Origin of the sequence: Sphingomonas zeae, assembly GCF_014197135.1 — a bacterium.
Classification (GTDB): domain Bacteria; phylum Pseudomonadota; class Alphaproteobacteria; order Sphingomonadales; family Sphingomonadaceae; genus Sphingomonas; species Sphingomonas zeae.
In genome coordinates this window covers 178,437-191,040 of the sequence record NZ_JACIFA010000003.1, presented here as the reverse complement: position 1 = coordinate 191,040, position 12,604 = coordinate 178,437, and the positions used below count along the sequence as shown (strand labels likewise).

12 protein-coding genes are annotated in these 12,604 nt (G+C 65.6%); 6 read left to right on the top strand and 6 right to left on the bottom strand.

Annotated features, from left to right (window positions below):
- The first annotated feature begins 25 nt into the window (after positions 1-25).
- Together GGR45_RS06220 and GGR45_RS06215 are read left to right on the top strand one after the other, a co-directional pair.
- The gene (locus GGR45_RS06220; protein WP_175312192.1) at positions 26-1,345 is read left to right on the top strand and encodes a bifunctional folylpolyglutamate synthase/dihydrofolate synthase; all 1,320 of its coding nucleotides are present in this window, start codon (positions 26-28) and stop codon (positions 1,343-1,345) included.
- A 92-nt stretch (positions 1,346-1,437) separates the two neighbouring features.
- Complete coding sequence (locus GGR45_RS06215) at positions 1,438-1,866, top strand: DUF6628 family protein (RefSeq protein ID WP_175312193.1); 429 nt, start codon at positions 1,438-1,440, stop codon at positions 1,864-1,866.
- Here GGR45_RS06215 and GGR45_RS06210 read toward each other — a convergent pair.
- The gene (locus GGR45_RS06210; RefSeq protein WP_175312194.1) at positions 1,856-3,184 is read right to left on the bottom strand and encodes an AmpG family muropeptide MFS transporter; all 1,329 of its coding nucleotides are present in this window, start codon (positions 3,182-3,184) and stop codon (positions 1,856-1,858) included. The genes GGR45_RS06215 and GGR45_RS06210 overlap by 11 nt on opposite strands.
- 74 nt (positions 3,185-3,258) lie before the next feature.
- On the bottom strand, positions 3,259-3,690 hold the full coding sequence (locus tag GGR45_RS06205; protein ID WP_175312195.1) for a response regulator: 432 nt from the start codon (positions 3,688-3,690) through the stop codon (positions 3,259-3,261).
- Between the two features lie 109 nt (positions 3,691-3,799).
- On the opposite strand from GGR45_RS06205, the gene GGR45_RS06200 reads away from it, so the two are divergent.
- Both GGR45_RS06200 and rsmD read left to right on the top strand, forming a co-directional pair.
- The gene (locus tag GGR45_RS06200; RefSeq protein ID WP_175312196.1) at positions 3,800-5,125 is read left to right on the top strand and encodes a pseudouridine synthase; all 1,326 of its coding nucleotides are present in this window, start codon (positions 3,800-3,802) and stop codon (positions 5,123-5,125) included.
- Positions 5,125-5,661, top strand: a complete 537-nt coding sequence (gene rsmD / locus GGR45_RS06195; RefSeq protein WP_175312197.1) for a 16S rRNA (guanine(966)-N(2))-methyltransferase RsmD — start codon at positions 5,125-5,127, stop codon at positions 5,659-5,661. Before GGR45_RS06200 ends, rsmD begins: the two co-directional genes overlap by 1 nt.
- Here rsmD and GGR45_RS06190 read toward each other — a convergent pair.
- The 3 genes from GGR45_RS06190 to GGR45_RS06180 all read right to left on the bottom strand — a co-directional run bounded on the left by GGR45_RS06190 (position 5,652) and on the right by GGR45_RS06180 (position 9,038).
- A complete protein-coding gene (locus GGR45_RS06190; protein WP_175312198.1) occupies positions 5,652-6,926 on the bottom strand; it encodes an MFS transporter in 1,275 nt (424 codons plus the stop codon). The genes rsmD and GGR45_RS06190 overlap by 10 nt on opposite strands.
- A 59-nt stretch (positions 6,927-6,985) precedes the next feature.
- Positions 6,986-8,626, bottom strand: a complete 1,641-nt coding sequence (locus tag GGR45_RS06185) for an inorganic phosphate transporter (protein WP_175312199.1) — start codon at positions 8,624-8,626, stop codon at positions 6,986-6,988.
- Positions 8,627-8,732: 106 nt separating this feature from the next.
- A complete protein-coding gene (locus tag GGR45_RS06180) occupies positions 8,733-9,038 on the bottom strand; it encodes a UrcA family protein (protein ID WP_175312200.1) in 306 nt (101 codons plus the stop codon).
- Positions 9,039-9,253: 215 nt separating this feature from the next.
- Between GGR45_RS06180 and GGR45_RS06175 the strand changes: the two genes are divergently transcribed.
- Positions 9,254-11,545, top strand: a complete 2,292-nt coding sequence (locus GGR45_RS06175) for an ATP-dependent helicase (RefSeq protein WP_175312201.1) — start codon at positions 9,254-9,256, stop codon at positions 11,543-11,545.
- 85 nt (positions 11,546-11,630) lie between these two features.
- Positions 11,631-12,197 carry a glycine zipper 2TM domain-containing protein gene (locus GGR45_RS06170; protein ID WP_175312202.1) on the top strand — a complete coding sequence of 189 codons (567 nt, stop codon included), beginning with the start codon at positions 11,631-11,633 and terminating at the stop codon, positions 12,195-12,197.
- A 55-nt stretch (positions 12,198-12,252) separates the two neighbouring features.
- Here GGR45_RS06170 and GGR45_RS06165 read toward each other — a convergent pair whose 3' ends face one another.
- Positions 12,253-12,594, bottom strand: a complete 342-nt coding sequence (locus GGR45_RS06165; RefSeq protein ID WP_175312203.1) for a hypothetical protein — start codon at positions 12,592-12,594, stop codon at positions 12,253-12,255.
- Between the last annotated feature and the right edge of the window lie 10 nt (positions 12,595-12,604).

The window sequence follows — 12,604 nt, the reverse complement described above, 5'->3', positions numbered from 1 at the left end:
TATCCGCTTTCCAAGAGACCGGCCGATGCCCGACCATGCCCGTTCCGATCATCCGGCCGTCCAGGCGCAACTCGACCGGCTGTGGCGCCTGTCACCGGGCGCCGACATATTAGGGCTGGAGCGGATCACCACCTTGCTCGCGCGGCTGGGCGATCCGCAGCAGCATCTGCCACCGGTCTTTCACGTCGCAGGAACCAATGGCAAGGGATCGACCTGTGCCTTTTTGCGCGCGGCGATCGAGGCATCCGGGCAAAGCGTTCATGTCTATTCCAGCCCCCACCTCGTCCGCTTCAACGAGCGGATAAGGCTGAACGGCCATTTGATCGGCGACGAGGCGCTGGCGTCGGTACTCGAGGAAGTGCTGGTCCATGCCGAGGGGATCGGCGCAAGCTTTTTCGAGGTGACGACCGCCGCCGCGTTCCTGTGCTTTGCTCGTACCCCGGCTTCGGCGGCGATTATCGAAGTGGGCCTGGGCGGGCGCCTCGATGCGACCAATGTCCTGCCGCCGCCCGCCGTCTGTGGCATCGCCGCGCTCGGCATCGACCATGAGGCGTTTCTCGGGCCCAAATTGGCGGGCATCGCGCGCGAAAAGGCGGGGATCGCAAAGCGGGGTACGCCGCTCGTCACCATGGATTATGCGCGCCCCTTGCGCGAGGCGATTGCCGAGGTCGCGGCGGCGGCGGGCGCGCCGGTCTTTGCGCGAGGGCAGGCCTGGTCGAGCGCTTCGGCCCGGTACGCAGTGACCTATGAGGACGAACAGGGACAACTCACCCTGCCCCGACCGAGCCTAACGGGCGGACACCAGTCGCGCAATCTGGCGCTGGCCGTCGCAATGCTGCGGCATCAGCAGGCGGTCCTAATCCCCGGAGAGGCGATGAAGCGGGCTGCGAGCGGCGCGCAATGGCCCGCGCGGATGCAGCTGCTGGCGCCCGGCCCGCTTACTGCAAACCTGCCCAAAATGACCCAATGTTGGCTCGATGGTGCGCATAATCCTTCTGCGGCGACACCGATTGCGCGGACCATGGCGGGATGGCGCGTGGAGGGAGCGACCGCGCTGGTGCTGGGAATGCTGGCGAACAAGGAGGCTGGTCCCGTTCTCGAAAAGCTGGGTGGCATGGTCGACTTGATCGTCACGGTGCCGGTCCCGGATCACGCCTGCCACCCGCCCGAAAGCCTCGCCAGCCACGCGCGCGCGCTCGGCTTGACGGCATTCACAGCCAGCGATCCCGCCCATGCGCTGACAACGATCGCCCAGCGCTTGGAAAATCCGGCACACGTCCTGATCGCGGGGTCGCTCTACCTCGCCGGGCAGGTCCTGAGCCAGAATGACGAGGCGCCGCAATGACGCGACGAGCGGATGGCCACACCGCCCTCATTTGCGATTGACTATCAATAGCGACCGTCTAGCATGGGGCCGTAATCACGGAGTCCCCGCCGATGGCCGAAACTACGACCCTAGCCGCAGTCCTGCCTCACATGCTGCCGGCCTGTCCGCACGCCCGGATCGCGCTGTTTGCGATACGTCGTATGGGCGCGCACGGACTGGCGGATGCACGGGCTACCCACACGCTATTCACGATGTTCGGACAGGACTTCCGGCGTCCCCTCGTCCTGATGCGCGCTTTGATGGCGGATCTGGCGTCCCATGCGTCTGGCCAGATCGCCATCGCGCCGTGTTGCTGCGCGCGGATGACGGTGGCGGAGGCCGCCCTCATCACCATCCTTGCCCAGTTGGAAATTGCGCCGCAAAAGGCGCGCTTCCTGATGGTCGATCTGCTTGGAATCCGGCATGTCGATGGGGTGTTGGCGAGCGCCGCCGCCGTCGGCGCCGCTTTCGCCGATGAGGGGCGGCCGATCAGCTACTGACCGGCGAGCCGCGATGGGCGTCGCCTTCACCATCGGTGCCCGCGCTGCCGATCGAGCGATCGACCAGGCCCGACCGCGCCATCCACCAGAACAGGGCGATGCCAGGGACCGCTACCGCAGTGGTCAGCAAATAGAAATCGACATAACCGAATTCTTCGACCAACGCGCCTGCCGTCGTCCCGCTCAGGATACGCCCGACGACGCTGGCCGCCGCCGAGATCAAGGCATATTGTGCTGCGGTGAAGCGCAGGTCGGTCAGGGCCGAGAAATAGGCAACCACGGTAACGCCACCGATCCCGCTCGAAAAATTCTCGAACCCGATCGCACCGGCCATACCCCAGTTGGAATGGCCCAGCCCGGCCAGGCCTGCGAAGGACAAGTTCGATACCGCCATCAGAACGAGGCTGATCAATACCGATCGCTTCATCCCAAGTCGCGCATAGAGCACGCCGCCGACGAACACGCCGATCAACAGCGCCCAGAAGCCGACGCCCACATCGTACAGCGCGATCTCGTCCTTGGTGAACCCGAGGTCGTTGAACAGGAGACGGAAGGTCAGGTTGGCAAGCGTGTCGCCGATCTTGTGCACCAGGATAAAGGCCAGGATGATCAGTGCGCCCTGGCGGCGGAAGAACTCGGCAAAGGGCCCGACCACCGCCCTGACGATCCCCTCGGTCGGACGTGTGGCGGTGATCTCATTATGGCGGGCAGGCTCACCCATGACGAGTGCCGTGACCACGGCGGGCAGAGCGAAGGCGCAGCTGACCATATAGGCCACACTCCACCCCGCACGGGTCGCGATGACCAGCGACAGCGAAGCGACCAGCGCCGATCCGATCCGCCAGCCATATTGCCCCATGCCCGCGCCTACGCCGAGCTGGCGCGGCTCCAGCAATTCGATGCGATAGGCATCAATCACGATGTCGAAGGTCGCTCCCGCGATACCGAGCGCGATGGCGGCCATCGCCGTCTGCGCCAGCGATACGCGCGGATCGGCAAGGCCCAGCCCGATCGCAGCGACGCAAACCAGGGCCGCCACCACCAGCAGCCAGGAGACGCGTTGGCCGAGCCGGTGAAGGACGGGAATCTTGACCCCCTCGACGATCCAGGCCCACAGCCATTTGAGATTATAGGCGAGGATGACCAGCGCGAAGGCCGTAACGCTCTTCTTCTCGATCCCCGCCTCGGCCAGGCGACTGGCCAGCGTGGCGTTTATCATGGTCAGCGGGAAAGCGGAGGATATGCCGAGGGCCAGCGAAGCCAGCGGCGCGGGCTCGACATAGGGCCGCACTCCATCCCACCACCGCCCACTCGCCATATGATAACCGTCCCGCCTATCGGAAAGCGGGGACCGTATAAGGCTTGGCCACCAGGGGCAACGGGGGCCAGCGATCAGGCGCGGGCAAACAGACGAAAGCCCGAGGGCAGCCGACTCGGCGGCTTGCCTGCGCGGCGTTCCTCGATCGCGTCGATAGCGCCCAGCAATTCGCGTGAGCCAAAGGGTTTCATCAGGATCCCTTCGGCGAGTTGCTCTACCCCGTCGGGGGGCGTGCCTGTGATGAACAGGACGGGAATGTTGCGGGCATGGGCAGCACGGGCGACGTCCACTCCGCTGCCATCCGCCAGCCGGACGTCGGCCAGGACCAGATCGATATCGGCACCGCCATCGATCAGCGTGACCGCCTTGCTGACCCGGTCGACGGTACCGACCACCTCGTAATCGGCGTCGGTCAGGACGTGTTCGGTGTCGAACGCGACCAGCGGCTCGTCCTCGACGACGAGCAGCTTGACCAGCTGTCGTTTCTTTCGTCCGAAGAATCTCATCCCTTTACCGGCCTGTCTCTGCTGCCCCACTCGCTCGCGTAACGCTTTGTCAGCCTGAAACGACGCAATTAATTTCCTTTGGTCAACACCCTATGTATCAGCGTCGATCATGACATCAGATCAACGTATAGCCAAACTGCTTGCGCGGGCCGGCGTGGCGTCGCGCCGCGAGGTCGAGCGGATGATCGCGGACGGGCGGATCGCGCTGAATGGCGTGGCGATCGACACTCCCGCGACACTCCTGTCCTCGCTCGATGGCGTGACCGTCGACGGCAAGCCCGTAGCGGCGCCCGAACCGACCCGGCTGTTCCTGTACAACAAGCCCAACGGCCTGCTCGTCACCGAGCGCGATCCCAAGGGGCGGCCGAGCATCTATGATCGCCTGCCGCCCGGACTGCCGCGACTGGTGCCCGTGGGGCGGCTCGACCTCAATACCGAGGGACTGCTGCTGCTGACCACGGACGGGGGGTTCAAGCGCCAGCTGGAACTGCCCGCGACCGGTGTCGAGCGCACCTATCGTGCCCGGGCATATGGCGAGGTCAGTCAGGCGCAATTGGAGGAACTGATCCACGGAATTGAGATTGACGGCATCCGCTACGGCCAGATCGACGCCAATCTGGAACGGCGGACGGGCGCCAATGTCTGGATCGAGATGACGCTGCGCGAAGGCAAGAATCGCGAGGTCCGCCGCGTCCTCGAACATCTGGGGCTTCAGGTCAGCCGGTTGATCCGGCTTCGTTACGGCCCGTTCGTGCTGGATGAACTGCCCGTCGGAGAAATTGGCGAGGTGAAGGGGCACGACATCGTCGAGTTCCGACGGTCACTGGCGGGCGGCATTCCGGCCGATGCGATCAAGCCGACCAAGCCCAAGCCCGGCTTCCGTACCCCGCCTGCCCGGGTCGCGAGCGAGCCCGCGTCTCGCGGGGCTTTTGTGAAGGCGCCGGGCGGGACCAGCGGCCAGCCTAAGCCGCTGGAGCGCAAGGCGCCGGGCGAGCGGAGCGGCCGTGACCATGGTCGCCCGGCATCGTCCCATGCCAATGATCGCCCCGCCCGCGACGGCGTCCGTTCCGATCGTCCGCGTCAGGGTGCCAAGCCCTATGCGAAGTCTCCGACCGGTGAGCGCGCCGGCTTCGGCGGACAGCGGCCGTCACGCCATGATGATCGCGCCGATCGGCCCGCGCGCGACGGCATTCGCTCCGACCAAACGCGTCGGGATGCCAAGCCTTTTGCCAAATCCTCCCCTGCAGGTGAGCGTTCCGACTCCGGCGGACCGCGCTCGTCTCGACCCGAGAGTCGCAGCGAGCGGCCTGGCCGGCCGTCGCGGGGGCCGCAGGGCGCACCCGCCCGGCCAGGCGGCCCCTCACAGCCCAACCCGCGTGGAGGACGTCCGGGCGGGGGCGGCTCCCGTCGTGGCGGGCCGGGAGGGCGCCGCTGATGCGCGTGATCGCCGGACAGTGGCGCGGGCGTCCGCTTATCGCTCCCAAGGGTGACGTTACCCGCCCGACCGCCGACCGGACGCGGGAAGCGCTGTTTTCGATGCTCGCGGCGCGGTTGGGCGATTTCGAAGGGCTGGCAGTCGGTGATTTCTTCGCGGGTTCCGGCGCGCTGGGAATCGAGGCGCTTTCGCGTGGCGCCGCATCCTGCCTGTTCGTCGAACAGGATCGCGCGGCGCTCGATGCGCTGCGCGCCAATCTGGCCAAGCTGGAGGCGAAGGGCGATGTCCGGGCCGCCTCGGTGATGGCGCTAGGCCCTGCCCGTGCGCCGCTCGACCTGATCCTGATGGATCCCCCCTATGCGACGGGTGCCGGCAGCGTTGCACTGGACAAGCTGGCCCGGCTCGGCTGGGTTGGGGCCGGCACCTGGGTCAGCATCGAGACGGCCAAGCAGGAGGAGGTGGAGGTCGCAGGCTTTACCGTCGACGCCTCGCGTGTTCATGGCAAGGCGCGCCTGACACTGTTGCGTCAGGCCTGATCGCTGATCCTGCCGCGCATCAGCGTGAGTCCGGCGAGGCTGAGCAGACCGGCAGCGACCAGATAGCCGCCCACGAAGTTCAGCCCGCCGCGCTCGGTCAACGCCTGCGCGGCAATGGGCGCGAGCGCGCCGCCGATGATGCCCCCCAGGTTGAAGGTCATCGACACGCCGGTATAGCGCACGCCGGCCGGAAACAGCGCGGGCAGCCAACCGCCGAGCGGCCCATAGGCGAAACCCATGACGAACAGCGCCAGCGCGAGCCAAACGAAAACGATCGTAAGCGATCCCGATCCCAGCATCGGCCCCATCACGATCCCGACCAGCACGCAACCCGCGAAACCCAGCCGCAGCATCAGCGGCGCGCCGTGTCGATCGGCCATGACGCTCGACACGACCACACCCAGCGCCAGGAACAGGATGGCGGCGAGCTGAATGCCCAGGAAAGCCTCGCGGGGATAGCCGAGCACCGTGGTGCCATGCCCCAGCGCAAAGGCGGTCGCGAGGTAGAAGATCGCGAAACAGGCAACCACCCCGCCCGTCCCCGCCAGCAGCGCGCGACCATGCCCTTGCAGCAGCGTGGCGATGGGAACCCGGGGCAAAGCCTCGGCCTTCTTCGCCTGGGCAAAGTCGGGCGTCTCGGTCAGGCGCAGGCGCACCCACAGGCCCAGCAGCACCAATACCGCGCTGGCCAGGAACGGTAGGCGCCAGCCCCAGGTGCGGAATTGCTCGTCGGTGAGGATCAGGCCCAGGATCAGAAAGAAGCCGTTGGCGAGGATGAAGCCCACCGGCGCGCCAAGCGGCGGGAACATGCCCCAGCTGTTGCGTCGGCCGGGCGGCGCATTCTCCACTGCGAGGAGTGCTGCCCCGCCCCATTCACCGCCCAGACCCAGCCCTTGGCCCAGGCGTGCGATGCATAGCAGGAGGGGCGCGATCCAGCCGGCCTGTGCATAGGTCGGCAGGAAGGCAATGGCGACGGTCGAGCCCCCCATCAGCATCAGGCTGACCACCAAGGTCGATTTCCGGCCCACCCGGTCGCCGAAATGCCCGAAGGCAATGGCCCCCACCGGCCGTGCGATGAAAGCCAGGCCGAAGCTGGCATAGGACAGCAGCAGTTGCGCCGCCGCCGAGGATGCCGGAAAGAACAAGGGGCCGAAGACGAGCGAGGCCGCCGTCGCATAAATATAGAAATCGTAGAATTCGACCGCCGTGCCGGTCAGGCTGGCCAGCAGGATATGGCGGTGTGACGGAGGCGATCCTTGGGTCATGGTTCGCTCGTGCAGAAGCGGAGCGACTCCGTAAAGACCCTGCCGCCCGATTTTGCCGGTCAGTTCGCGATCGCACCCGCCAATTGCAGCAGCAGCCAGTAAAGCGTGCCCGACAACAGCATCGCAGCGGGCAGCGTCAGGACCCAGGCCAGAACCATGTTGCGGATCGTGCGGAATTGCAGACCCGAACCATTGGCGACGGATGCACCCGCGACGCCCGACGTCAGAATATGGGTCGTCGATACCGGACGGCCCACCAATTCCGCGCCGAAGATTGTCGCGGCCGTCATCAGCTCCGCCGCCGCGCCCATGCCATAGGTCAGGTGCGTCTTGCCGATCCGCTCACCGACCGTCACGACAATCCGGCGCCAACCGACCATCGTGCCCAGGCCTAGCGCGAGCGCGACCGTGACCTTCACCCAAAGGGGGATGTATCGGGTCCCGCGTTCCAGCGCCCCGGCGTAAGCGCTGAGCGATTCGATTTCAGCAGCGGTGAAGCGCCGCTTGGCCGCTTCGCTCTTGGCCACCATGCGGGTGGTGTCCAGGACCAGGTACATGTCGTTGCGAAGGTTGGGCACGACGGCGGCCGGTACGCGGCTGAACGTGCCGTAATTCTCGATCCGCTGGCCAATATCCCGCGACAGGACGGAAAGCCCGGTATAGACCTGCGGCGTGTCGATCGTCCGGGCGCGAACGCCAGCGACGACCGCCTGCCGCGCGCGATCCACCGAAACCTGGCCCGGCGCGCCATGAGCGACATAGGCCGCGGCGGCGACTTCGGCGTTCCGCGCGAAAGCAGGCATCGCGCTTTCGGGCAGCGTACGGTTCAGGGCATAGGCTGTGGGGGCGCAACCGATCAGTATCAGCATGATGAGCCCCATCCCCTTCTGCCCGTCATTGCCGCCATGTGCAAAGCTGACCGCGGTGCAGGTGAAGATCAGAAGGGCACGAATGCCCCGGGGCGGAGGCGTATTGCCCTCCGGTTCGCGATACAGCTGCTTGTCGCGCAGGAACCGCTTCATGACGAGGAGCAGCATCAGTGCGCCGGCGAAACCGACCAAGGGGCTGAACAGCAGCGCGGACAGCACCTTCTGCACCTGCGCCATGTCGACGCCCGAGGTACCCGGAATGTTCGACAGCAATTGGTTGGCCAGCCCGACGCCCAGAATCGACCCGATCAGCGCATGGCTGGACGAATTGGGCAATCCGACCGCCCAGGTCGTCAGGTTCCACAGCACGGCCGCGAGCAGCAGCGCGAAGATCATTGCGAACCCGCCCGCCGAGCCGACATGCAGCATCAAGTCGATCGGCAACAGGGTGATGATGGAATAGGCGACGGCACCGCTCGACGTCACGACGCCGAGGAAATTGAAAAAGCCAGACCAGACCACCGCCAGCGGTGCAGGCATCGAGTGGGTATAGATGACCGTCGCGACCGCATTGGCGGTGTCGTGAAAACCGTTCACGAACTCGAAGCCGAGCGCGATCAGTAGTGCCAGTCCCAGAAATGCGAAGACCCCGATCGCCATCGGCTCGCCGACGCTCGCCGTGTCCGCCGCGACGCTATAGCCCGCATAGGCAAGGCCGCCGACCAGCAGGGCGGCAAACACCCAGCGGCCCATGGGGTGAAGCCCGGCATCGAGACGGGGTCCTCGAACGCGTGATTGGGATTGGCCACCGGCGAGCGCATAGGATGTCATGACCAAATCGGGTTGCGCCTTTCCGGTGACATTTTGATGACGACGGCCCTGCCTTGAAGTGCGGCCGGGCGGCTCACCCGCCGCCCGGCCGCGAGCCGTCCAGATCTCAATTCTTGCTGGCGAGCGCGACCGGCGCCGTCGATAGCGCGGCGACCTTTGTCGTGGCGTCCGCCATCATTTCCCGACGGCAGCGCGAAACGTCGAGATTTCGGCGCAGATCGACCGTCACCGGGCCGCACGCCATCATCGTGGCGCGACGAATACGGGCATGCAATTGCGCCCGATGATCCGCGCGGTGGAGATCGAGGTCGGCGTGACGGACGGTAACGGTCACAGGCTCGCGCATTTCGGTCTGCGCCGCGACGGACACGAAAAGAGAAGCCGCCATGGCGGCCGCCGTGAACATCTTCATCGGTGTAGCTCCTGCATCGGGTCATGCCCGTCACGGCGGCATGGACGTTGTCGAACCGCCCTGCCGCTCGCCGGCACGCCAGAGCCTCTAGGCATCCGACATGTCGCTTTCGCGTCGGGCAAAAGACGGCCGGATGACGAGTCCCGCAGTGAAACAATGCCGGGCCATGATCTCGAGTGGTTGCCCCAATTGCAAACGTTCCCTAACTGTTCGCGATGACCGTCGCTCCCCATGATCCCGCCGCTTCGCTGGCCGACTATCCCTATCTGCGTTCGCTGAACCCGGCGCAGCGCGAAGCGGTGTTGACGACCGATGGCCCGGTCCTGGTCTTGGCGGGTGCGGGGACAGGCAAGACAGCGGCGCTGACCGCGCGGCTGGGGCATCTGCTCTATACCCGAAAGGCTTGGCCTTCGGAGATCCTGTCCGTCACCTTCACCAATAAGGCCGCACGCGAAATGCGCGAGCGCGTGGGGCGGCTGGTCGGCGATGCCGTGGAAGGGATGCCCTGGCTGGGTACCTTCCACGCGATCGGTGCCAAGATGCTGCGCCGTCATGCCGAACTGGTCGGGCTGCAGTCGAACTTCACCATCCTCGACACCGACGACCAGTTGCGGCTGCTCAAGCAATTGATCGTCGCGGCGGACATCGACGAGAAGCGGTTCCCGGCACGCGCGCTAGGCGGCCTGATCGACGAGTGGAAAAACAAGGGGCTGGTGCCCGCAGACATCGATGCGGGCGAGGCCGAGCGTTACGCCAACGGCCAGGGCGCCGAACTCTATCGCCAATATCAGGAACGGCTACGCAGCGTGAATGCCTGCGATTTCGGCGATTTGCTCCTTCACATGCTGACCGTCCTCAAGACGCATCGTGACGTGCTGGAGCATTATCAGCAGCGTTTCCGCTACATCATGGTGGACGAGTATCAGGACACCAACAGCGTTCAGTATCTCTGGCTGCGGCTCCTGGCGCAGGCCCGCAAGAACATCGCCTGCGTCGGCGATGACGACCAGTCCATCTATTCGTGGCGCGGCGCGCAGGTCGAAAACATCCTGCGGTTCGAACGGGACTTTCCCGGCGCGAAGGTGATCCGGCTGGAGCAAAATTACCGGTCGACCCCCCACATCCTGGGCGCAGCTTCGGGTGTCATCGCGAACAATGGCGGGCGACTGGGCAAGACGCTGTGGACCGAACTCGACGTGGGCGAAAAGGTTCGGGTGCTGGGCGTATGGGACGGCCCCGAAGAGGCGCGGCGTGTCGGGGAGGAAATCGAGGCAGCAAAGCGCTCCGGCACCTCCTATGGCGACGTCGCCATTCTGGTCCGCGCCCAGCATCAGACGCGCGAGTTCGAAGACCGCTTCATCGCGATCGGCCTGCCCTATCGGATCGTCGGCGGCTTCCGCTTTTATGAGCGCGCCGAAATCCGCGATGCGCTGGCCTATTTGCGGGTGGTCAATCAGCCGTCGGATGATCTGGCTTTCGAGCGGATCGTCAACGTGCCCAAGCGTGGCTTAGGCGACAAGGCGTTGGCCAAGATCCATCAGCTCGCACGAGCCGAGGGGCTGCCGCTGACCATCGCCTCGGCGCGGATCCTCGATACCGATGAGTTGACCCCGCAGGCACGGCGCAGTCTGGGCAATCTGATCGGCGACATCGCCCGGTGGCGAGACATGGCGCGGGATCTGGCCCATCCCGAACTGGCACGGCAGATGCTGGACGAAAGCGGCTATACCGCCATGTATCAGAACGAGAAGTCGGCGGAGGCGGCCGGGCGGCTGGAGAACCTGTCCGAATTGGTCCGGGCGATGGAGGATTACGAGTCGCTCGGCGCCTTCCTGGAGCATGTGTCGCTGGTGATGGACCGCGACGGGGACCGGCGTGAGCCCGAAGTCACGATCATGACGATCCATGCCGCCAAGGGGCTGGAGTTCGACACGGTCTTTCTGGCGGGTTGGGAAGAAGGGCTGTTCCCATCCCAGCGCGCGATCGATGAGGGAGGCACGCGCAGCCTCGAGGAAGAGCGGCGGCTCGCCTATGTCGCGATCACCCGCGCACGGCGAAAGGCCATCATCCTCCACGCTGCCAATCGCCGCATCTACGGCCAGTGGACGTCGAGCCTGCCAAGCCGATTCGTCGGCGAGCTGCCGCCCGAGCATATCGACAGCGAGACCAGCATGACCGGCGGCGAAAGCCTTTGGCGCGCCAACTGGTCCGAACATGCCGATCCCTTCTCGGATGTCGCGCGCGGCAACGGGCGGGGTCCGGGCTGGCAACGCGCGGCAACGGGGCAGAACGCCACCTCTGGTCGCCCAGCGCGGATCGTCGAGTCGCGCTCGCCTTCGGTCGGGCTCGGGCAGAAGGGGCGCGGCGACCTGCTTGTCGGCGAGCGCGTATTCCACCAAAAGTTCGGCTATGGTGAGATCGCGGCGATCGAAGGCAACAAGCTGGAGATCGATTTCGAGCAAGCCGGACGCAAGCGGGTGATGGACAGCTTCGTCACCAAGGGGTGAATTGATGGTCATTCAGGAACCATATCGATTCGCGTCCGTATCGGTCACCTCCCCCGATTGTCGGGGCATGGAAGGGATAGGAACGATGGGCTTTCGTCGTCTGACCATCTTGGCGGTCGCCACTGCCGTTACGATAACGGCTATTCCGGCGACGGCGCAGACCGCTGCTCAGGATGCGCGTTTCCGGGCGGCACAGGCGCGCTTCGACCGGGAATATCAGATCTATCGTCAGGAAGTGGACCTGTACCAGTCCGAGCGCGACCGTGGCGACTATGCCGATGGCGGCTATCGCCCTGCCCCGCCGCCCCCAGAACCCGGACCTGGGGGATATAGGGTCGCCCCGCCGGTTCCCGCCGACGGCTATGACCGCAATGCCGAGCCCTATTATGATCCGGTCGGCGACTATCGCGACGGTTCACAATATCGCGAGCGGGTGCTGCAACCGCAGGACCGGGTCTATGCGGGTACCGATGGCCGCTATTACTGTCGCCGCCCGGACGGCACGACCGGTCTGATCATCGGTGGCGCGGCGGGCGGTATCCTCGGCAATCTGGTCGGTGGGCGCAGCAGCACCATCGCGACGCTGCTCGGCGCCGCTGGGGGCGCGCTGGCCGGTCGTTCGATCGAGCAGAACCAGCTTCGCTGCCGTTAAAGACCGTTACGGGCACCGCGTTTCGATCGAGGCGCGGTGCCTCACTATTCGAAGATCAAGCCGGCTCGACCATCATCAAGGCGGCGCCCTGGTATTTCTCGGCGTCGCGCTCAAACAGCGCACTGGCCGAGAACCGTCGGGGGGTCAGGCGCAGCGCGCCGAGGCCAGCAAGCTTGAACGTGCCCATCTTCTCCTCGCGCGGTGGCTTGCCGTCCCGCTCGATGGTGGTGGCATCGACGTACAATTCGTCATGGCGCGTGAATATCACATGGGGCGCCAGCACTACTTCGCCGCGATTGTACATAGCAGACACCGCCTGCATCTTGACGATCGCTTCGAAGATGATGGCGGGAGCGCCTGCCGCCGGTTCAGCCGGACGGCGCTCGGTCGTCGTCATGTCGGTCATC